General features: G+C 48.1%; 12 protein-coding genes. 4 read left to right on the top strand and 8 right to left on the bottom strand.

Annotated elements, in window-relative coordinates; all coding sequences use genetic code 11:
• Positions 1-117: 117 nt before the first annotated feature.
• From CA267_RS08215 to CA267_RS08200, 4 genes are all read right to left on the bottom strand, one after another.
• Positions 118-6,255, bottom strand: coding sequence for a pectinesterase family protein (locus CA267_RS08215; RefSeq protein ID WP_097349252.1), 6,138 nt, complete (start codon positions 6,253-6,255; stop codon positions 118-120).
• A 96-nt stretch (positions 6,256-6,351) separates the two neighbouring features.
• A complete protein-coding gene (locus CA267_RS08210) occupies positions 6,352-9,303 on the bottom strand; it encodes a TonB-dependent receptor (RefSeq protein ID WP_075607939.1) in 2,952 nt (983 codons plus the stop codon).
• Between the two features lie 156 nt (positions 9,304-9,459).
• Entirely contained in the window at positions 9,460-10,779 is a 1,320-nt protein-coding gene (locus CA267_RS08205; RefSeq protein ID WP_075607940.1) for a pectate lyase family protein, read from the bottom strand.
• A complete protein-coding gene (locus CA267_RS08200; protein WP_075607941.1) occupies positions 10,776-11,528 on the bottom strand; it encodes an IclR family transcriptional regulator in 753 nt (250 codons plus the stop codon). Before CA267_RS08200 ends, CA267_RS08205 begins: the two co-directional genes overlap by 4 nt.
• A gap of 458 nt (positions 11,529-11,986) precedes the next feature.
• Between CA267_RS08200 and CA267_RS08195 the strand changes: the two genes are divergently transcribed.
• From CA267_RS08195 to CA267_RS08185, 3 genes are read left to right on the top strand one after another with little or no spacing between them, the layout of a single operon-like run.
• Complete coding sequence (locus CA267_RS08195) at positions 11,987-13,141, top strand: NAD(P) transhydrogenase subunit alpha (RefSeq protein WP_075607942.1); 1,155 nt, start codon at positions 11,987-11,989, stop codon at positions 13,139-13,141.
• A 2-nt stretch (positions 13,142-13,143) separates the two neighbouring features.
• Positions 13,144-13,443 carry an NAD(P) transhydrogenase subunit alpha gene (locus tag CA267_RS08190; RefSeq protein WP_075607943.1) on the top strand — a complete coding sequence of 100 codons (300 nt, stop codon included), beginning with the start codon at positions 13,144-13,146 and terminating at the stop codon, positions 13,441-13,443.
• Entirely contained in the window at positions 13,440-14,831 is a 1,392-nt protein-coding gene (locus tag CA267_RS08185) for an NAD(P)(+) transhydrogenase (Re/Si-specific) subunit beta (protein ID WP_075607944.1), read from the top strand. Before CA267_RS08190 ends, CA267_RS08185 begins: the two co-directional genes overlap by 4 nt.
• Before the next feature lie 158 nt (positions 14,832-14,989).
• On the opposite strand, the gene CA267_RS08180 is transcribed toward CA267_RS08185, so the two are convergent.
• From CA267_RS08180 to glpK, 3 genes are all read right to left on the bottom strand, one after another.
• Positions 14,990-16,861: a hypothetical protein gene (locus CA267_RS08180; RefSeq protein ID WP_075607945.1), complete on the bottom strand. Its 1,872-nt coding sequence runs from the start codon at positions 16,859-16,861 to the stop codon at positions 14,990-14,992.
• Between the two features lie 288 nt (positions 16,862-17,149).
• Complete coding sequence (locus tag CA267_RS08175; RefSeq protein WP_075607946.1) at positions 17,150-18,754, bottom strand: M28 family metallopeptidase; 1,605 nt, start codon at positions 18,752-18,754, stop codon at positions 17,150-17,152.
• 95 nt (positions 18,755-18,849) lie between these two features.
• Complete coding sequence (gene glpK / locus CA267_RS08170; RefSeq protein ID WP_075607947.1) at positions 18,850-20,340, bottom strand: glycerol kinase GlpK; 1,491 nt, start codon at positions 20,338-20,340, stop codon at positions 18,850-18,852.
• A gap of 299 nt (positions 20,341-20,639) precedes the next feature.
• Between glpK and speA the strand changes: the two genes are divergently transcribed.
• A complete protein-coding gene (speA, locus tag CA267_RS08165) occupies positions 20,640-22,556 on the top strand; it encodes a biosynthetic arginine decarboxylase (RefSeq protein WP_075607948.1) in 1,917 nt (638 codons plus the stop codon).
• A 19-nt stretch (positions 22,557-22,575) separates the two neighbouring features.
• Here the strand turns inward: speA and CA267_RS08160 are convergent, their stop codons facing one another.
• Positions 22,576-23,724 (bottom strand): serine hydrolase domain-containing protein, encoded by a 1,149-nt coding sequence (locus CA267_RS08160; protein WP_408609414.1) that lies wholly within the window; start codon positions 23,722-23,724, stop codon positions 22,576-22,578.
• Positions 23,725-23,788: the final 64 nt, after the last annotated feature.

Genomic DNA, 23,788 nt, shown 5'->3' with positions numbered 1-23,788 from the left:
AGAGGCCGGCAAGTTAAAATGCTCTTAAACAGAAAGGTCACTTCTCAATTAATGATAAGCCACCTTCTGAAGAAGGCGGCTCATTTGCTTCAAACATACATCGCTGGGCGCGTTAGTTTAATTCGCTTTATCCGGGATAGTGTCTGGATCCTGTATGATTTTACCCACGCCCGCATTGTTTATCACGATGGCTTTCACTCTGGCTGTGTCGTCCCGTGTATAATCGTACGGCACCTCATAGCTGGATGTGGGCGTAGCATCCGGTCCTGCCACCACATCTGAGCCTTCCGGGGTTGTCCAGGTAACGCCTTCACCAAACAGGTTGCCCGAAGTATTCCAGTAGCCGATGACATCTGAGTAGAACGATACAATGGGATTTTGGGTGTTTTCAAACACATTGTTATCTATTCGCAGCTCAGCACCCTGGCGTGCATTAATCGCCGTAGAGGTTATATGATTATAGTAGTTGTTGTACAGATGGCCTACACCATAGCGGAACAGCGGAAGGCGCGACTCAATATTTTCAAACCGATTATGATGGAAAGTTATCATGCGGTCGGTGTTCGCACTGTCGGTGTCCTCTTCAGTATGGCCGTGCAGCGATCCTTTCCAGTGATCGTGCAAATAGTTATAGGAAATGGTGATGTTCTTGGCGCCGCGTTTGCTGTCAAGCAGACCATCGTAATAATCCTTATCTACCGAAAGCGTGCTGTACAGCTCATTATGGTCAATCCAGATGTGACTTGTGGTTGAACCATCAGTATCCCCCTCAATGGCAATTGCATCTTTGCCTTCTGTCAGCACATGGTGAATCTTAAGGTTTCGCACAATCACGTTATTGGCGCGCTTAATCAAGATACCAATACCATCAAGTTCTCCACGGTTGGCGACTCCAATGATAGACACGTCATTCATATCGCGAATCTCAATAGGCGCTCCTGTACCTCCAGTGTTGGCATCAGTAATGGTGCCGTCAACATATATGGTAACAGGTGTATTGGCTGCTTTAGCAGTATCCAGTGCGGATTGTAACGATGCCCCATTGTCTACAGTCACTACGCTGCCACCTTCGCCGCCGGTAAGCGTGTAATTGTATTGCGCGAAGCCGCTGGATGAAGTTGGTATTGAAGCCTGAATGTCAGGGGCCGCCGGCATCGTCGGTAGCCACCCTTGGTTATTGTTGTAGTGAGCAAAAATAGCCTCGCGGGAGGTAAGCGATGTCACTTCAGCGTCAGATAACAAATAGACAGATTCACGGCTGCTTAAATCAAGCAAATTGCCTTGCATATCCATACTGCCGTATTCTCTCCACCCGGCACTGGCGCTGGGTGTGGCTGGATTGGAGGCGGGCTGATCGCGCACGCCTTCACCGGCCCAGCCAATAGCGGCAATGTGGGTGTCGAAGCGGTTATTGATAAGCGTAATATTATCAAAGTAGCTGTCACTGCCGCCGCTTCTGGCGATATAAGTTGAGTCATTCAGAACACCATTGCCGATAGGGCCGGGGCCGTTGGTGAAGCTATTGTTTAAAAAGACAAAGCCTTTGTAGCTAACATCTGGCACTCGCGCCTGCAATATATAGCCGCCTGCGGTATCTTCATTCGGATCGCCATCTTTAGAATCACCAATCGTACGGATTTCGCTGTCTTCAAATAAAGCGGTGTTAACGTATCCCCAGATAAAATCAACGTTACCTGCAATCAATGATTCATAAAACCAGCTGTAGCCTTTTAACAGCAAGGTGTCCTGCTCGCTGACAAAGTTCATATTTATAGCACTTAAGCGGCCCTCGTCGTTGTTAAAATACAGCGTTTCGGCTTGATTGGAATACGCATTACTGCGGATATGTGAATTTTTCAGCGTGAAATTATGTAGAGTGAGATTATCAGCGCCTTCAATTAAAAATACACTGCGCCCTCCTTCAGACGCGGTGGTGCCAGATGCAGACGATTTACCGCTGCCGCCATTAAAGCTTTCAAAGTTGTCGTAGTAAACAATGGTGTTGTCACGGCTTTCCCCTTGAATGGTAATGTTGTTCTGGCCGCGCAAAAACAGTAACTCCTCATAACTGCCATCGCGAATAGTAATGGTAGAGGCAGTATCAGCAGCTACGTGTTGCATCACGTAGTTTAATGCTCCCTGCACGGTTCTGAAATCAGCTTCACCGTCATCATCAACCAGTAAAGATGTCCCCTCTGGCATGGCTTCGCGGGTGTGGAATGTCCAGTTTGCATCTTTGCCTAGCCCGCTAAAGGCAGTGCCATTTAAGGTTGTATCTGAAACTACACTTTCACCGATAGCCACATAGTAACTTTCGTTATACTCCAGTACATGATTGTGCGGCTTAACCACTAATGCGTTTCCATCAATTTGTACCGGACGATAAGTTACGTGACGTAGCCGGTCTTGCCCGTCATAACCAATGGCATCCAAATCGGTACCCACAGAAATGACATCCACCAGCGTATCATCGCTAAGCTTATAGATACGAATTTCTCCTACCTCGCCTAGAGTTGGCGCAGTATCAAAGGTTAGGCGCAAGGTGGTGTCGACATAGGCGTTCTGTTTGCCCGCAAACGGGCTGGTGAGCGGGAACAGATCGCCGTAGCTGCCAGCTGGCATGGTAAAGCCTTCTCCTACGGAGACGGTGAGTGTCTTATACAGCGTAGGGTCTGAGCCGGAAGTAAAGGTTATAGTGGCAGTACCTGCAGCACTGGCGGTGAGCACCACTTGCGGCCCATTCTGCGCAACACTCACCACGCGGCTATCGCTACTGGCAACGGAAAAGCTATCCTCGGTGATGCCGTCATTTTTGACCGCAGTGACATACATGTACAGCGGGTCTTCGCTGGTCGTGGTTTCCCACGTAGCGCTGGTATAGTCCAGCGATAGCTGCACTGGTTTGACGGTGGGATCGCCCACTTTTATGTCATCTAATTCAAAAGACCGATTATTGGTAAACAGGCCAATCAGGCCTTTTGCGGTGAAACGTGAGTCGGTGGTAGTTCCCATGTTTTCACCGTTAAGGTAAACCGTGAGTTCATCCCCCACCATGTCAAATCGAACGCGATACCACACCCCGTCAGTATCGTCCTGTGCTCCCAGTTCAATCGGCGATTTCAGCTGCACCGGGCGGCTGATACTACCTTCTTTGCTAATGGCAACTTCTACCTGAGTACTGGTATTGGCATTTTGTACGTTCAGTCCACCGCCGTACCAGTTACCCGCACTTTCATATCGTCCAAGCAAAAAGAGCTGTTTGTTTCGCGTGGTGCTGTTTTGACGGGGACGAATGCGGGCTTCTACAAAATAGTCTCCCGTGTCAGGTACGCCGGCCAATGCACTTTCTTTCAGAAGAAAGATTTCGCCGCCTTCACCGCCAGCCGTATAACGCAGAACATTGTTGCCGTTGTCGTTGAGAATGTCGAAGGTGCCTTGGGAGCCGGCACTGGCTGCGCTGTCGGCTATCAGCTCCAGATTATCCAGCGAACTTTCGGCAAAGTCCTCACAAAAATACAGGTCCGGCTCGCTTTTGCATTCAAAAAGCGTGGTGTCGGGGGCGTCGTCCAGATACGAAATTACTAGATTATCGATAGTTACCTTGCCACCGCTTTCTGTACGAAACTGTAAGAAAGAGGACGAAGTCGCCGTGAATCCAGGAATCGTCAGGCGTTGCCCGGCAGTGAGAGAGGTTATCGCTACACTGTAGAATTTAGAATCGTCACCATGAATGGATTTGCTACCGCTACTGGTGTTGTTATCTACATAGACAATAAAATTATTGTTACCTTCTGTATCTTCAACTGCAACAATATCCATGCTGATTACGTATTCACGACTCAGGTCCAGTATGCCGGTGGTGACATTTTCCTCGCCTGAGGTTTCTACATCAGGCGCCGTATTGCCCAAAGTAAAACGAGCACTGTCGAGAGTAAGCGCGCCATTGGAAATGGTTAATCCCGAACCACCGCCTGTGACGCTGTAAAAGGATGTACTGCCGCTGCCGTCAGTAGCTTTATAACCTGCGGTAAAGAATGCGTCGGAATCGGTTTCGAACGTTTCCTCAAGTAGCACAAGGGCATCAATATATTCAATACGAATATTGTCGATAACCACCACTGAACCGCTTTCGGATCGGAATTGCAGGTATGAATTCTGGCTGGCCACCTGACCTTCGATGCTAACTGTGGTGCCGGCAACCAAGCTACTTACGGGCTCATTGTAAAAGCGCGAATTACCGCCTAAGTAAGAGTTGGCGCTTCCAGAGGTGTTGTTATCTACGTAAATCTGGAAGTTATTGTCGCCTTCATCGCCCTGCGCCGATATGACATCGAAAATTACCCGGTAAGGACGACTTAAGTCCAATGCGCCGTTGACGGAGGTATCTTCGCCTGAGCTTTGCACATCCGGTTCAGTGTTACCCAATGTAAAGCGGCCTCCGTCTAACTGAATACCTGTGGCCAGTTGTGTGACCCCGCCACCAGTAATTGTGAGCATGGGCACCGCTTCGCCGGCTGCGTTTTCGATGGCGGAGAAATTGGTAGAAAAGATGTCTTCGCTGAGATTAGCAAAGCTGTAGTTTACCGGTAAAGGCGTGGTGGGAATGATCACTGGTTCTTCCGGTTCCTCAGGCTCCGGTGCGATTGGCGGTTCAGGTGGTGCCACCGCGCCCGCAATAGTTTCAATCTTCAGGTTATCAATGGTGATAACACCGCTGGAGTCCGTACGAAGCTGGAAGAAACTATTGGTAACTGAACTGTCCAGTATTTTTGCATCAGAGGCGGTGGGATCGCCTCCCGAAACGTCATCTCCGGGCGCGTAGGTGTAGGAAAAGCGGCTGCCTGCTAAATCACCGTCTGCCAGGGCAATGCTGGCGAACTTCGACGCACCGCCGTGAACTGAGTTATCCTGACCGGTGGTATTATTGTCGACGTACAAACTGAGCGTACCGGCACTACTGTGAGAAACGACATCAAAGCTGATGGTAAAGCCTTCGCTCAGGTTATAAATACCCTGCCCAACGGTATCTGATGCCGACGTGACGGCAGCCGGATTTTCGGCTGCATTGCCGATAGTAAACCGATCGCCTTCTAACGTCATTTGGCCTGTGGAGGCGTCAACCATTGGGCTTCCACCGGTGACATAATAAAGCGCGCCGGCGTCAGGTGCGTCGCTTAGCCTTTTGTACGAAGATGAGAAAAAGGTATCGGTATCGGTATCGAAATTTTCTTCCAGTGCCGCTTGTATGGAATTCGCTGCTTCTTCTAATCGTTCGGATTCTGCTGCCGCCTGGGCCTCAGTAAAGGTGAAAACAGCATTCATCGGGTCGTCTGCAGCCAGGCAGGTTTCAACATAAGAGACTAGCGACGAAGACGGCTGCGCGGTAACAGTGCACAGGCTGTACACGTCATTCACCGTATTGTACGACCGCGAAATCAAATATTGAGTTTCGGTTTCGCTCGCCAGTACGAGCACTTTGCGGCCAAAGGCAAAATGATAGTTGCCGTTGTGGCTTTTTTCATCTGAGACGCTGGAGTAGGTTCCCGATACGTTATTTTCATCATCGGGAGTGAAGGAGAAAGTGCGCTGAATTACCGTTTTGCCCGAAAGATATGGCGCGTAGATGTCGCCGGTGAACTTGGTGACATCAAATGTATTGGGAAACAGGGTGCCACGTTCGTTTTCAAGGTAGTTCACAAAGTGACTGATGGCAGTGGCTTTATCCACTAGCGTACTGCTTGCTCCACCTGCTGCGCCCAGCCACACCTCAACGTCTGCGGCGAAGTCAGCGTCTGATTGGTTAAAAAAGTCAGCCAATGTTTGCCCTTCGTCTAACGTGGCGGTTGCGACGCTGGCAGCACTGCTGCTTAAGCTGATGCCATTATCTGGATCGCCGTCCGTGTCCAGCGATTGTAACAGACGAAGGGTGTTTACGACCGATTGGTGAAAGGCGTTGTCGGTGGTAAACATATCCAGCGGCGACATGACACTGGAAGCAGGGGCGGCAGGAAACGTCAGTTCACCGATGTGAAATGTGAGCTGTTCACCGCGAAAGTAGAAAAATTCCCCGTTTTCATTGGTCTGGCCGTCGGCTACCGAATCGGACTGATATCCAAGTCCTGCCACCGGGCTGTCTACAAACACTCCGGTTAGAGCGGGATCAGGGGGCAATTTTACGTTTGTGGAACTTTTCTCTCCGCACCCTGCTATCAGCAGGATACCGCCAATAATGGCTGCGACATTTGTGAGTTTCATCGTACTCAACCTCCATGATATGCCACGCGCACGTTACCTTTGTCCGCGTAAGCATGAGTAGTTGGATTTGCCGGGCGTAGCACCCGACACGGACAATCAGTAGAATTTAATATTCATTCCCAGCTGGTAGCTTCGGCCGTACTCTTCTTTCTGGTATAGAATGTTACCGCCGCTCATGGCATTACCCTGGAAGTAACGCAGGTCAGCTTCTTCTGTCAGGTTGATGGCATCAAAGTAAACCTGAATCATGTCAGTGACGTCGTATTGTGCTTTAAAGTCGAGACTTTTCACGTCAGCCTGATATTGGTCGCCCCAGATTTTACAGCCTTGTGGATCGCTTAAGTCAGCAGATGCAGGGCATGAGCCGATTTGCTCTAAAACATCCGAACGAATGTTGCCAATTAAGCGTGCTGAGAAGGTTTCGCTTTCCCACCCAATTACCAGATTAAACGTGGTATCAGCCTGATCAGGTAGTGCAACTTTGCCTTGGCGAATTGAACTGTCCAAGGTGGCTTCACTGTCCAGTAGAGTCGCGTTACTCTGTAGAAAGAAGCCATTTTCGAAATACTGGTTGTAACTCAACTCAACGCCGTACACCTTAGCTTTGTCGCCATTGATCGTAATATTAATTTCATTTAGGTAAAGATCCTGCGGGATGACAAATTCCGTTACCTGATTAACCGGCAGGGTAAGGGGTAGGTCGGCGATCGACATGCCAATACCGTTTACATCCACGATAAATTTATCAATGTCCTTGTAAAAAATCGCAGCTTCTAAAAACAGGTTTTCACCGGGATACCACCCAATAGAGGCATCATAGTTTACAGATGTCATTGGCAGGAGGTTAGGGTTGCCTACGTCCAGTGCATTGTCTGAACCCAGTACATATTGGCTCAACTGCTGCATTGATGCGCCATCCTGACTATCTTCGCAATCTTCTGATCCAGGCGAGCAAAGTTCAATGTCACTGTCAAAAATAGCGTAGGCACGGGCTTGTTTAAATGACGGCCGAGTGAAACTGGTCCAAACTGCACCACGGACCAGAATGTTCTCAGTAGGCTCCCATTTTACGTGGGCACTGGGGAAAAACTCACTGTATGTAATCGAAGCTTCGGGCAGAGGAATGGCAATATCAAGTGCACCCGCACCTGCACCATTAAATTCAAAATCATCGTTTTCAAGCGACATATACCCGGTGGATAAAAATTCGGTTTCTGCCCATCGCACCCCGGTAATAAGCGTGGCATCCATACCTAAAGGCACTTCTACCATGGCAAAGGCGGACTTGGTGTTTTCCACAATCGTATAATCGCCTTTCGTGCTTTCAATCGACACTTCGCCGTCAGTCGCTGGCTCTACAGTTTGGCGGGTAGCGTTGACAACCTCCTCGACTGTTGCGCGACTTTCGAAAGGAAGCTGAAATGAACTGTCTTCTGGAATACTGCTGGCGTAATCGCCAAGTGTGGAGTTCACAGCATCAATACAAGCGGTATCACCGCTACAATCGCTCTCACTGGGGGCGAAACTCCAGCGATCTTTATCGCGAGCATGGTCGCGTTCGGTGACCTCCACCCCAACTTTGACGTAATTCAGCCAGTTGTTGAAAACATCAGCACGCAAATTAATATTGGCACTTTTAATTTCATCGGTACGCACGCCGTCTTCTAAAAACAAGTTATCGAACAGATAATTTGAGAGTTCCGTGCCATTGCCACTGCCGGAAGTACCAAAGATGCTGTTATCAGGATCGTATGTCAGCCCGGCTATATTTGCCGCTTCTTCAGGAGATAAAATTTGTGCGCGAATATTGTCACGCAGACCCTGTCCATAAACAATCAAGTCTCTTTCCCTAAACTGCACCCGGCGATCACCAATAGCGTCTTCGTCAGAACGGGATTGGGCATATTCATAATCGACGACAAAGCGATCAGCGAAACGGTTCTCTCCGCCAACGCTGAAGGTCACGGTTTTGTTGTCGCTTTCCTGAATAAATTGCTGATGAAAGACATCAATGTCGCTTAAAATAAATTCTTTGGTTTGGCCGTTAACGTAAACAATTTCACCGTCTCCGACGGAGCCGGCATCCTGAAAGTCGTAAAATTCACGCAGTGCGAGATCGTCATCTTCGAACTGTGTATAAGTGCCTTTTGCGTAGTAGTAGCTGTTTGCCGAGGGCTTAAATTCCAGATTGAGTGCGGCGGCTTGACGGGTTCTGCCGGCTACCTCACGGCGGTACTCCAACTGAGACGGTGCCAAAATTTCTTCACCAGCGGCAATTTCCTCTTCAGTTTTGCCCAGATCCGCCGTATAAAACTTCATTTCGGTGGTGCTGTGATGGCGCGTTTCATCAATTTGCGTTTTGCGTTCTTCATGAGACAGGGCGAAGCCTATCCCAAACGTGTTATCCAGAAAGAATTGGGTACCGTCCACGCTAAACTTAGGCGAATGAGCGCCGCGATTTTCAGAATAGGCATCCTGAATCCGCATCTTTAAGGTGTTTTTACCTCTATCAAAGGCGGAAATGGCTTTTACATTAACTGTGCCGCCAATGGAATTGAGATTTTGATCTGGTGTAAGCGTTTTTAACACTTCAATGGTGCCCAGCAAATCAGCGGGCAGTGCGTCCAATCCCACTTTTCGCTCTTCACCTGCGCCGGACATTTGGGAACCATTCATATTTACTGAAACGAAACCAGGACCAAGCCCCCTTACAGTGACGTATTTCCCTTCACCCTCAGAACGTTGCAGAGTAACGCCAGGCAATCGACGTAATGATTCCGCTACGTTTTGATCAACAAAATTACCCAAATCGTCAGTGGAAATTACAGAACTGAAACCGTTCTTCATTCTTTCTAAATCACGGGCTTTAAGATCGGCTTGTTTTACGCCTTTTACTTCGACAATTTCAACGTCATTGGCTTCTGAAGGTTGTGATTGGGTTTCTGGCGAGTCGTCAGCGGTGGTTGAGGCAGGGTCTGCTGTTTGTGCTGCGGTTGCAAATGCAACTGATACAGACAGTGCGATAGCTGTCCATTTGAACATGTGCATGCTGTGAACTCCTTTTAATTCAGTTATCGACACAGCAACCTCACATTCAAAACGCCGTGCCACCGGTGGCAGTATGAATCGAAAATACGCTAAGGTAAACTCTCTATTAACAATTAATAAACAAATTATTAATATATGAATATTTTAGCTGGCTTGTTATTGTTCCAAAGCCAGCTTTCTCCATGCTTCATCGGCCATCGGGCGATCATTCGAGGGAGCGGTGGGGGCGAACTCGTGGCGGTACTTATCCCACTGAACAACTTCCTTCTCGCTGTCGACGATGCCGTCTTTACCGGTATAGGAATGGGAGCTTATTGACTGCAATATGCGAGAATCTACGGAATCGTGCTGTATACCTTGACGGGACAGGTTGGCGCCAACGTCTTTGGCATCAAGAAGCAGCGTCCAGACTTCGGAGGTGGGTAAGGTTTTGTCGTTAGGAGCCGCGTTTTCAGAAGTATGTAGAGGGTGCGAAGCAATATGGGAGTTCAGCGCCTGTTGCCATTGATCACTTTTCCGCTTTTGGTGTTTTACTACTACACCGAGTAAATTATCTGCAGACATAGCTTCGTGCTGATACATCAGATTATCTTTCAGATATACCCGCGTATGAGGCGCATCTTCTGCCCACAGTTGATAGAACCACACGTTCCTGGTAGCCGGGCCAGGGATAAACACATTGCCAATGATATTTGCCTTACCGTTCTCCCCGCCATACATGGAATTGCTTTTCCAGTTAGCAATCAGATTGTTCCTGATATCAATAAACTCTTGTTCCTGTGAGTAGGGCGGTTTTAATCTCCAACCATTAAGTCTGGGGTTTCGACTAGTGTGGCTAACCAAAATATTTCGCAGGAAACTGGCCTGATTTCCTCCCCATATACCGCCGTATCCATGGTCACCTTTGTGGTGTCCGGCGTTATTTAAACTTTCTGACAATATACTATTTTGTAAAGTGAATTGTTGATTGTTGTAGAAAGAACCTACTTCATCGTTCGCCCAACTCAGTGAGCAATGGTCGATGATGACGTTGCGAGTATTTCGTACTGTGACTGCATCTCCCTCGGTTTGAAAGTGTCCTGGCCTGAATCGCAGGTGGCGAATGATTACCTGATCTGCTTCAACAGAGGTTGTAGCACCGGAGATAACTATACCTTGCTCTGACGTATGGCCAGCAAGAGTGAGATTACCGTGCTTAATTTCCAGTTCCTTCTCCAACGTAATTACGCCAGAGACGGCGAAAACAATCAGTCTGGGATAGGGCTGCTTAACGGCCCATCTTAGACTTCCCGGCTGAGGATCAGAGGCGTTGTCTGCCAACGTATCAACAATGAGAATACGACCCTGGTTACCGCCAACAGTATATTTTCCGAATCCTAAAGCGCCATCAAAGGCCAGTTCTTGCGCGCTGGCGTTAAGCGGAAACACGCAAATGGCGATACCAAACCAGATAACCAGGTAATGCAGAATTTTCATACGACTTTCTCTGTTTTAGTTGAAGCTGACGCCAGACGGGCAACCATCTTGAGTTTGTTTCCCCACGTCTGCAGTACCTGAGTGTCTCGTTCTACGTTAGGCAGCTCAATGGCTAAAATGGCCGCTAGCTCCCCGTGATGAATGAAAACCGGTATCGCCAGCATCGTGGTATTATTGGGGTGAAAATAACTTATCGCGAATCCTCGGGTACAGGTTTGTGTGCGATGTTTTAAAGCCAGGCTGGAATCGAAAGGCGGGGTTAATTTATCCCTCATAGTACTTTTAAAGTTACTATCAGTGAAATCGGGATGGTACGCCAGCATGACGTGCCCAGGCGCAGAATCAAGCAGGGAGAGTCGAGTACCAGGCCGAAAAGAAGAAATTCGATTAGGGCTTCTGTCTATTACATCAATAATAAATGCGCTGAATTCACTGGGAACCGATACAATTACACTACAGTCACAATTTGCCAACAGCGACGCGACGGCGGGAGCCAGTAAGCGCTGCAGATACCGCCCCTCAGCATTGGTTGCGCTGATCTCATAAATCCGATTACCGTGGAAATACCGCTTACCGCGTTTCTGAACCACCCGTTCACTGATCAGCGTTCTTAATAACCTGAATACCGTAGATTGTGGTAAGGAGAGGGCTTCTTCTATGTCTGCCGCGCTCAGTCCGTTAACTTCTTTCGCTAATAAATCGCAGAGTTGAATTGCCTGAAATACACTCGGAATTAAATAACGCTCCATTTTCTCGCCCGGTACTAAAAAACATCCCCACAAATATTAACATAAAATAAACATAATGCTACCGGTGGCAGTTTATTTCCTTTAGGTGTGCTGGTGGAGGAGCGTGTTTCAACTGCCGTAGTGTGGCCATTCACTACGATCATCGTCTACTTCACGAAACATGTCTTTAACGGCGCGGACGTGCGCCATTGTTGGTGGGAAGGTGATGGTTTAAATGCCTTCTTTTATTTCATTGCTTTAATCAAAACTCTGCATTGATGCCTTCGCAAAAGAGGTAGCTGAGCCCATGCTTCCTCTCCACAATGTATTTATTTTAGTCATTCTTTATAATATAACGATATATAAATATTATTTGCCACCGGTGGCATTTGATATTACATTCGCCTAACAATAGTGACGATCAGCCCATACTGCGTGGTAGAGCGTGGTTCGTTAGACCAACCAAGGAGAATAGAAAGTTGGAAGTACTGGTGTTAAATGAGGGAAAGCGACAGAACTCGCAACATGTTGAAAAGCGTTGCGCAGTGTCTCCTGGCGCAGCTAAACGAATGGTAAAAAAAGGAATTTCTTTGCACATAGAACGCGGTGCGGGAATTCTTTCCGGCTACAGCAATGGCGATTATATTGATGCAGGCGCAACGATGATTGATGAGCCCGCAGCGGCGTTGCCTGAAATAGATATGCTGCTGTGTGTTAACCGGCCTTTTCCTGAACATGTCGCTAAGATGAAGGCGGGGGCGATTGTGGTTGGGCATATTGATCCCTTTTTCCAGCAAGCTGCCGTAGAGAGTCTTGCTAATCAACAGCTAACTACTTTATCAGTGGAAATGATCCCGCGCTCATCCCGCGCGCAAAAAATGGATGCTCTCAGCTCTCAAGCCAGCCTGGCTGGTTATGTAATGATGCTGCAGGCTGCCAATCATCTCCCCGCCATTTTGCCAATGATGATGACACCGTCAGGCACCATCAAGCCCGCTAAAGTATTTGTTATTGGCGCGGGTGTGGCGGGTTTGCAGGCAATTGCGACAGCAAAACGTTTAGGCGCCAGCGTAATGGCCTACGACACGCGTGCGGTTGTGGCGGAACAGGTTGAGTCTTTAGGCGGTAAGTTCCTGAAAATCGATATTGGCGAAACAGGTCAGACGAAAGATGGCTATGCCCAAGCCCTTACGGAAGAACAAAAAGCGAAACAACAGGACGCGCAGCGCGACGCTATTGCCGCTGCAGACATCGTAATTACCACTGCTCAGTTATTCGGACGTCGTCCACCATTGCTTATCAGTAAAGAAACCCTTTCGCTTATGAAGCCTGGCAGTGTGGTAGTTGATATGGCTGCGCTTTCTGGCGGCAACGTGGAAGGATCGATTGCAGGCGAAATTACGCATGTGCATGGCGTTACTGTTATCGGCACCGGCAACTGGAGCCAGCGGGTAGCAAAAGATGCCACTGATATGTACGCCAATAATCTGTTGAATCTTATTCAAGAGTTCTACGACGAGGGTACGCAATCATTTAACGTAAATTTAGATGATGACATTCTTGCCCACAGTGTCATTACCCACAACGGCAGCATTATCAACGAGATGCTGAAAAACGCTTACTCAGGAGCCTAAAAATGGAAATGATGTATTTGTTATTTATTGTATTGCTGGCGGCTTTTCTGGGTTTTGAATTAATTCGCAAAGTTCCCGCTACGCTGCATACGCCGCTCATGTCTGGCTCAAATGCTATCTCTGGCATTACGCTGGTAGGGGCTTTAGCCGCGTCCGGTTCCAATAATGACTGGTTAACCATGCTGCTGGGTACCGCGGCGGTAACCTTAGCAAGCATTAATGTGGTCGGCGGCTATCTGGTAACGGATCGTATGTTAGGAATGTTCAAAAAGAAAACAAATAAAGCGGGGAGTGCAAAGTGACCAGTATCGAACTTATTACCAATCTTGCGTATGTGGTAGCTGCCGCGCTTTTTATTCTAGGTCTTAAATTGCTAAGTCATCCTTCAACAGCGCGCAAAGGTAATGCTATATCAGCTGTGGGTATGTTAGTCGCCGTTGTCGTTACATTGCTCGACAGGCAGATAATCAGCTATCAGTGGATACTGCTTGGCTTTGTACTTGGCGGAGCTATTGGTATGTGGAAAGCCAAACGGGTTGAGATGACGCAAATGCCACAGATGGTATCGTTATTCAACGGCTTCGGCGGGGCGGCTTCTTTATTATTGGGTTGGGCCACGGTTAGCAGTCTGAATGCTGCCAGTGCACAGTGGTCTGATACCTTCTTGTTTACCACCGTATTTCTTACAGTGCTTATTGGAGGCGTTACTTTCTCGGGTTCGCTGGTAGCATGGGGAAAGCTTTCCGGAAAAATGTCAGCAAAAGCGATAATTTTTACCGGATTGCGGGAACTCAGTGTGCTTCACCTTTTAGCTTTTGTTGTGGTTGGATACTTATTCATCACGCAGCCACAGCAACCGATGTGGTTATACCTGGCCATTTTGTTATCTATTAGCTTCGGCTTATTGGCAACTGTTTCTATTGGCGGAGCGGATATGCCGGTGGTTATCGCGTTGCTCAACAGCTATTCGGGAGTTGCTGCCACAGCAGCCGGGCTGGCGGTGGGAAACACCATTTTGATTGTTACCGGATTATTAGTAGGCGCGTCAGGTCTGATTCTTACCAACATAATGTGTAAGGCAATGAACCGTTCGTTGATGAATGTGTTGCTTTCAGGTTTTGCTAAACCTGTAGAAGCAGGCGAGCAGATTCAAGGGGAAGTCAAGGTATTGGCGGCGCAAGATGCATTTTATGTATTGGAAGCGGCGCAGGCTGTGCTGGTGGTGCCTGGCTATGGCATGGCGGTAGCGCAAGCGCAACATGCGGTGAGAGAGCTACAAAGCCTGCTTGAAGATAACGGCTGCACCGTAGAATATGCTATTCATCCGGTGGCTGGACGCATGCCCGGTCACATGAACGTGCTATTGGCAGAAGCGGATGTGCCGTACGATCAGCTTTACGAAATGGACGACGTTAACCCGCGGATGGAAAATTATGACGTGGTTATCGTGATAGGCGCAAACGACGTGGTGAATCCAGCGGCAAAAGAAATGAAAGGTAGTCCAATTTATGGAATGCCTGTCATTGAAGCCTATCGGGCAAACAGCGTGTTTGTACTAAAACGCTCCGCCGCCGCAGGTTTTGCTGGCGTAGATAACCCCTTATTTTTTAAAGACAACACCCGCATGGTGCTTGGCGATGCAAAAGATACCATTAACAGCATTGTGCGCGAGTTCGCTGATGTGGCCTAAGGCCGCTCAGACCTACCTGTTAAAGCCAGCTTCTATTGGTACGTTGCAATAGTTAAATGAGCCGCAGCTAAAATGAACGCTGAGCCAGTGTTAGGCACGAACGCTAACACTGGCTCATGCTCATTCAAATTGCTTTTACGCTAACTAAATATTTACGCTTACTTTTTACCATCAGCATCGTTGTTGCGCAAAAAGCCCGCAGCGTCGTTATCGCGAACGTTGAGTTTTTCTACCTCAGCTTCTTGGATGGGAATGGCGCGAGTCTGCTGATTAACCTGATGAATGGTGCTGGCATTTTGCAAATCGCCTTCATTGGTAATCGACGCTATCGACTCCCTGCCACGCAAGAAAGACTTCAACTCGGTTTTAATTTTTTCCATCTCATCGTCATTTTTCATCATTCCCATAATGAAACGCGGGCTTTCTAAATTACCGCTGCCGCTGGTGGCAAAGATACTGGTGAGAAGGCGCGTGGTAATAATCCAGGGAGTAATAGAAGAACGCACTACAACGTTTTCTGAACGGGTGGAATCGTGAATTGCCATACCGGTAGAAATGCGGGATTCGGTATAAGTGCCTTCGGTTTTCATATACATCAACAGTGAAGAAAACTGCAATTCTCCCCAGAATATGTGTGAAGCATTATTTAGCATCTTGGCCGCCGCCTGGAAAGTTAGCCATGCGAACAGCGATACCAATACGTCGTTTAACAGCGGTAGCATAGTCAATAGCGTTTGTTTACTTAAAAGCGGCCCTGGCAACGCCAGGAAATAGCTAATAATATCGGCGATGTTCAGCGCCAGCAGCACGAAAAATACATAGCCAAGGAGCAGCGCTATTTGCGCAGCCCCTGTTAGCAGTATTTTTTGCCCGCGGCTGGGTAGTTTTTCGTCGTCTAAAGCTAATTGCGGCTGGGTTTCAACAAGAAGCTCACCTTTAAACGCGCCTTTACCCTCGGCTTGTTCAATGAGCTTTGGATCAAACTCACGGTAAATGCGGTTGGGTATTTCTTTATACCGGCGATTTGCTAAAACGATGTTTTCAATATTAATGAATATCTCATTGGGATGAACATTCTCCTGCATATTATCGCGATACTCGCTGACATCGGTAGACGGCGTAACGCCTTTCGCCCGCTTCTTTAAAGGCGGAATTATGGTGCCGATAACAATGAGAGTGGCAACCAGTAACAGCCCCAGATTCGGCCACGCAGAAAAAAGCGACAGGCCGTCGGTAAATTCGGATACCTCCTGCGCTGTCCAGCCGGTGAATTCGTCCAGACCAAATCCAATGATGACAGGAATAAGAATACTCATGGCTATCAATGTGCCAAAAGACGCGCCGGCGGATGAATGCATATGGGTTTCGGTCACTGTACTTAATGCAGCAGCCGAGCGTCGCCATGAAATAACAAGATAAATCAGCAACAACAGCGAAAGAGCAGGCGTGGCGATTTCCTGCACTACAATGCCGGCCAGACCGGTAGAAACAACGAAAAATACAATAAGGTAAGAAATAAAGGCGGTGGCGAAATTGATTGCCATGGCGCCGACTTCCTGGCCAATGTGACGAATAGGGTAAGGCAAAAAAGTGAGATTAGGAAATACGCTATGGATAAGGCGAGCCACCCAGCCCACCGGCTCAGCAAAAGTGGTGTTTTTTCTCCCCATTAACATGGAGTGAAGTTGATCGTCGTCGTACAGCAGCGCCTTTTTCTCAGCGTTTGCGGTATCTGATTCTGAACGCGAGCGATTAAACGCTAGAGAAGTGGGTACGGAACGTCCGACGAAGTAGCGGAACAACTGAAACAACCCCACCCCTAAATGGCGGCTACCTGCTGCGAGTAAAATAAAACCTAATATGGCGTAGGTGTATCCTAACACCGGCTCGGTTTTCAATGACGAGCTGACGTTGAAAAGCGGGATCAAACCCGCTAAAAACAGAAGCGCGCCACTTGCGGCGCGAAATTTCCCCTCGGTCTTAAAAGGGTTATTAATTCCTAATGTCTGAGAACCAAAATCATACGACATGAAGTATCCTTGTTGTGCCGGTTTTAAGACGCTGCATAAGCCATTGTGCTGTCTCTGCTCATTTGCGAAATAGTGGCGCAGCATCGCTCACAATACAATAATTTTTGGCCGGGAAAAGCGGGCTTTATGAAAAGAACTGAGGAACGTATTGAGTGCAAAAGATAATAATGCTATTCCACACAACAGTGTGGAATAGCATAAAGAGACAGTCAGCCACTTTCCGTGCTGCCCTTAACTGTAACGACAGCTCATCTTTGAACCGGTTATTTCAACTGCAATAGCGAGCGGCTACGGCCGTTGCTCCTGGCGTTTTTGTTTAAATTCAGAATCTGTTGTCCACTGCGGCCAATCGCCGTTATTCGCCAGTTCAGCCATAATCTGCCCAATAAGATCCAAATCCTGCTTTACGCCGCCAAGCGTCCAACTGGCAAAATAGTCGTCTCCGCTTTTATGATATTTGTTGGCGATAAACGAAGGGTCGGTATCGCCCAGGCTCATAAATAGCACAGACGGCACGCCTTCACGGGCCAGAGCAAAATGATCGGAACGGAAGAAAAGGCCATTTTGGGGGCGAGGATCCGCTTTAACAGAACGTCCCTGTTTCTTCGCGGTGTTTTCTACATAAGTGTCCAGCTCTGATACGCCGCCACCATATTGCAGTACGTAATCCACCCCATCGTTCACGTTCATACCATCAATATTTAAAAAGCCCACGATCTGCGAGGTGGGAACCGGAGGATTTTTGGCGAAATGCTCGGCGCCTATCAGCCCGGTTTCTTCGGCGGTAAACGCACTGAACATCAGGGTGCGTTTAAATGGCTTCTTCTCACTTTGGGCCTTAAATACTCTGCCTAATTCCAGCACGCCGGCTACGCCAGAGGCATTGTCGACAGCGCCGTTCAGTACTACCTCTTTGCCATTCTCCATGGCTTTTCCTAAATGATCCCAGTGAGCATGAAGCACGACCCACTCATCTGGATTTTCTGTGCCGGGAAGAATAGCGCCGACATTTTGCGATTCTTCGCGTTCTATGGTGTTATTCATGGTGAGGTTTGCGCTCAGGTTCATTGGCTGCGCTTTAAATCCGGGTTTGGCCGCGGCCTTTTGCATATCGCGGTAGTTCATATCTGCAGCTTCAAAAACTTTTTCCGCGGCGCGCATGTGCATCCAACCCATCACACCAACTTGTGACATATTGTTGTTGTCATCAATCAGGGTAAATTTAGTATTGGTGTTGGAGTTTTGCACTACACCCCAACCATAACCGGCGGGCATGGTTTCATGCACGATAAACACGGCTTTGGCACCTTGCCGGGCTGCTTCTTCATACTTATAAGTCCAGCGACCGTAATAGGTCATGGCGTTACCCTGAAAAAAATCCTCGTCTTTTTTAGAGGCAAAGCCGGGGTCGTTTACCAGCACAATGACCGTTTTTCCTTTAACGTCTACGTTCGCGTAATCGTTCCAGTTGTACTCGGGCGCGTTAATGCCATAACCGACAAACACCACCTCGTTTTTATCCAGTGAGATCTTTTCCGCTATCTGTTGAGTGCGAGCAGTAAACTCTGTGCCATTGTCGAGCGAAAGGTCGCCAATTTTCAGCGTCATGTTCTGATCGGCCGTAATTTTTGCCAGCGGCACCTTTTGGGTGTAGCTGCCATGAAAGGCGGGCTTTAGTCCCATTTCCTTAAATTGCCTGGTGAGATAACTAATTGTCTTTTTTTCACCGGCAGAAAGCGGGGCACGACCTTCAAATTCGTCACTGGCAAGGGTTTTTACCTCTTGGCGGTACTGATCTAAATCAAGGGCTTCACCAATTTCTGACACCTTACCCACGTTGGCCTGCACGGCAGTAGTGAGCAGGGCAGCACATACCAATATTGTTTTTAACATTGACGTTCCTGTGTTTATTTTTAAATATAACAAGCCTACAAGTTCAGCTTCGCTATCACAAACTTGAAAACGGGCACTACTGATAAAGCTGAGCGTTATGCTTCTGCTTTTGCCATCAGAAGTGTCGCCTGAACGGCCGCATTCCAACGGTTTTTGCGCTGAGTCCGCAGAGTCTCGTCAATGCGGGAAGTGAACTGCGCTTCCGTGGGATTCAGGGTGGCAAAATCATGCAGGTTTTCTCGCATACCAAGTTGTAATCCTGCTAAAAATGCAGCGCCCAACGCTGTTGTTTCCATAACCTCAGGGCGAACGACGGTCACATTCAGCGTATCGGCAAGATACTGACAAAGCCAGCTATTTTGCACCATCCCGCCATCCACCTTCATGCAGGTTACGGGAATATTGTCGCTTTTGATGGAATTAACCAGATCCTGAGTCTGATAAGCTACCGATTCCAGCGTCGCTCTAACTACATGCGCGGAAGTTGAGCTGCGGGTGAGCCCATAAATAGCGCCGCGAGCCTGCGGAGACCAGTACGGCGCTCCAAGGCCAGTAAAGGCTGGCACCAAAACCAGGCCGTGATCATCTGCAACACTGCTGGCAATGGCTTCTGATTCTGCGGCATTGGATAACATTCCCATACTGTCTCGCAGCCACTGTACCGCGGCGCCTGCGACAAAAATGGAGCCTTCAATGGCGTAACAGGTTTGTTCTTTAAGCGTATAGGCAACGGTAGTTAACAAGTTGTGGCTGGAATAGGTTAACCGATCGCCGGTGTTTACCAGCGCAAAACTGCCAGTTCCGAAGGTAGTTTTTGTCTCACCTTTATTAAAACAGCCTTGCCCGATAAGCGCCGCTTGTTGATCGCCAGCCACGCCGCAAATGGGTAAGGATTCACTAAGAATGTGTTGCTCTGTTAAGCCAAAATCATCCGCGCAGTGGCGAATTTCAGGCATCATGGCGGCGGGAATATTAAACAGCGCCAGCAGTTCTTCGTCCCATTGCAGTGTGGATAAGTTAAAAAGGTTGGTGCGGCTGGCGTTAGTGGTGTCAGTGACATGGGTTTTACCGCCAGTTAAACGCCAGATAAGAAAGGAATCGACAGTGCCAAACGCCAGTTCGCCTCTGGCTGCGCGCCCTCTTGCGCCACTTACGTTGTCTAAAATCCATTTTATTTTAGTGGCAGAGAAGTATGGGTCCATCCGCAGACCGGTTTTTTCGGTGATCCATGGCTCGTATTGTTGTAAGGCTTTACACGCATTGGCGGTGCGGCGGTCTTGCCAGACAATTGCATTATAAACAGGTTTGCCCGTTTTTTTCTCCCAGACTAAGGTGGTTTCCCGTTGATTGACCAAACCAATACCGACGACTTTCAGGCCTTTTTCCCTGGCCGCTGCAAGCGCCTCCTGACACACTGATACGGTGGTTTCCCAGATGTCTTCCGGATCGTGTTCTACCCATCCGCGAGCAGGATAATATTGTTGATACTCCTGCTGGGCGGCGAAAGCCGGCTTGAAATTTTCATCAAAAATAATGGCCCGTGATGATGTTGTGCCTTGATCGATTGTGAGAATGGCAGTGGTCATCGCTGTTCTCCTGTTATCGCTGTTTATAAGACAGCGTTCTGCGTAACAACCCGCTATAACACATAGGGTACGGGAAAATACCAGCTTTAGATTGTGCAGGCGCTTGATGTGCGGGTAAAAGTGAACTCTCAACGGCTTTAGCGTTTATAAGAATATTAAGATAAAGTGTAGAAAAAGCGATAATTTACATAGCGTCGTCATATGGGATGACTATAATACGCGGTTATTATTTTAGACTTATTACTGCATGGCTTGTGAGTCCCTCTGACAAGGCATTCAACTTTAAATGGTGAACAACATTGTCTGATTGGAGCATCGAAGAAGCTGAAAAGCTCTATGGCGTCTCGCGCTGGGGTGGTGGCTATTTTGAAATTGGTGAAAACGGTAACGTGCAGGTAACGCCTGTACCGTCTGACAACAGTATTCGCATTGACTTCAAAGCGGTGATTGATGAAATCCGCGAAGAAGGCGTGCAGTTTCCTGTGGTGGTGCGTTTTCACGATGTGTTACGTTCGCAGGTTGCTAATCTCAACACCACTTTTCGTAGTGTAATTGCAGAAGCTGAGTATCAGGGTAAATACCAAGGCGTCTATCCGGTAAAAGTAAACCAGATGCGCGAAGTGGTAGAAGAAATCGTCGATGCGGGCGCGCCGTTTAACTATGGTTTGGAAGCGGGTTCAAAAGCGGAACTGATAACCGTGCTGGCCATGAATATTAACGAAGATTCGCTGACGGTATTAAACGGCTATAAAGACGAAGAATTTATGCGTCTGGCGCTGCTTGGGCGCAAGCTTGGCCGTAAAATAGTTGTTGTAGTGGAAAAGTACTCTGAGCTGATTTTGCTGGTGCGCATTGCCAAAGAGCTGGGAATTGATCCCATTATTGGCGTGCGGTCAAAGATGACGGTGAAAGGCCGCGGTAAGTGGGAAAGCTCTGGCGGCGAGCGTGCTAAATTTGGTCTTACCATTGCAGAAATTATTAAAACTGCACGCTATTTGAAAGAGCAAGGACTAAGTCATTGCCTTAAGCTGCTGCACTTTCATATTGGCAGCCAGCTTACCGATATTCGTGCGGTAAAAGAAGCCATGACCGAAGGCGCTCGAATTTATGCTGAGCTGCATAAAATGGGCTTTGAGCTGGAATATGTGGATGTTGGCGGCGGTCTGGGTATAGATTACGACGGCAGTAACTCTACCAATGAGTCTTCGCGAAACTACAGCATGCAGGAATACGTTGCCGACGTGGTTTATGGCATGAAAGAAGTCTGCGATTTAGAAGGCGTGCCGCATCCGACGTTAGTCAGTGAAAGTGGGCGAGCGATTACTGCACACCATAGCTGCGTGATAACCGACGTAGTAGGTGAAATTCGTTCAAACAGCGCCGAAATTGATACCAGTGTGAAAGCGGGTGAACACCTTTTTGTAAAGAATATTCGTGAATTGGTAGATACTTTTGACCAGCAAATGAATATGCAGGAAGTCTTTAACGACGCATCACAGTACAAAGAGCAGGCAGTTGATGCCTTTAAACTGCGGGTGCTGACGCTGGAAGAGTTGGGTAAAATTGAAACCTTGTATTGGCAGTTAATGACGCGTTTAAAAGCCCACTACGCCGATGCGGAATATGTGCCTGAAGATCTTCAGGAGCTGGATTACAGTCTGTCGTCCCAGTATCTTTGTAATTTCTCGGTGTTTCAGTCTGCCGCCGATACCTGGGCAATCGACCAGTTGCTGCCGGTGGTGCCGCTTACGCGAATGAATGAAAAGCCAGATGTAAACTGCTCGCTGGTAGACATTACCTGCGACAGCGATGGCAAAATTGATCAGTTTACTATTGGCCGTGAAATCACCGATATTCTACCTATGCACAAGTTGCATAAAGACGAACCTTATTACATTGGGTTGTTTCTCACCGGTGCCTATCAGGACGTAATGGGAGACATGCACAACTTGTTTGGGCGTTTGAACGAAGTGCATATCTTCAGTTATGACGATGATCCGCAAGATTTTTATATTGAAGAAGTGGTGAAAGGTTCCTCAGTAGAAGATGTGCTGAGTATTATGCAATACAACCCTCGCGCCATGGCATCTGATGTAAAAAGACTGATTGATCGCCATGTTGCCAGCGGCAATATGAACCCTCGGGAAGGGGTGCGCTGGACAGATTTCTATGAAAACTGTTTAAGCGGCTATACCTATCTGAAAACCCAATCCTAAAACACCTTCACGCTGCCGATCACTTTTTTTCGGCAGCGTGTTCAAAGTATCGCTCCCAAAATTCTGCAGTTGTCGTGTTTATCATATTCGACTCAGCATTCATCAACATCACGTAGCCTGAGCGGAAATCCGGCGCAAAAGACACATCTGCACGATAACCTTTTACCCAGCCGCCGTGATAGTTAATTGTGTGTCCGTCAAAGTTGTAAATTCGCCAGCCTCGTCCGTAATGAGCATCGTTTAAGTGTTCTCTCCAGCCGCGACGGTAGGTTTCTCGAGTAGTTGTGACTCGTGGGGTAGTAATAGTGTCGACAATTTCAGGTGGCACAATGGTAGGAAACTCGCCTAGCAGCGCCTGAAGATAAATAGTCATGTCAGTGATACTGGCATTGACACCCGCAGCAGGTGTAAAGCGGTAATAATTACTTTCCACTGCGCCTTCACGCCACTTGTTACGGGCAATTGCAATGTGCGGGCGTGCCCATTCTTTGGAGGCAAGTAAACCGCCTTTGCCAGCGCTGGCAGTGTTCATACCCAAAGGAACAAATAACTGATCGTGAATCTGGCGATGGTAGGATGTTCCTTCGCCCACCAGATAATATTCAATAGCACCAAATAGAGCGTTTTGGTAGGTGTAACAATCGCCAGGTGCGCAAATTGGCTCCAACCGGGATAGCTGTTGTAGCACTTTGTTAAGCGGGTAGTCAGCTTCAATAAGGTTATCGTAGGCATTGGGCATGAAGCCGCTCGACTGCCCCACAATATGTTTAAGTGCCAACTGATCCATGCCTTGGCCGGTGAACGGTATATCAGAAACTAGTGTGCCAATGGGGGTATCCCAGCTAAGCTTACCTTCTTCTACCAGCTTGGCCATGAGCAAGGCAGTAAAAGATTTAGAAACGGATGCCAGCCGAAACACAGTATCGGCGGTAACAGCTTTACCGTTTCTATGCGTTTTACCGTATACATAAACCTTTGGGGTTTCGCCCTGCTGATAATATACAAATGCGTAACCAGGCACCTGATACTTGATAGCCTGCTGCCTTACATGTCTGGCGTAGTCAGACAGCCACTCTTCCCCGCTGGCAGATGCCGTCATTCCCAATAGCAATAGCAGGGGCAGCACTATCCGAAACCAGACTGCAAAGCAGGTAATCAAATTCGGCAAAGGTTCTCCAGTAGTTATTTTACTGCCATATTCCTTATGGCAAGCATATTCTCGTCTCGCCGTA

Source organism: Alteromonas pelagimontana, assembly GCF_002499975.2.
GTDB lineage: Bacteria > Pseudomonadota > Gammaproteobacteria > Enterobacterales > Alteromonadaceae > Alteromonas > Alteromonas pelagimontana.
Note: the sequence above shows the minus strand (reverse complement) of the source record. Positions and strands in the feature narration are given on the sequence as shown.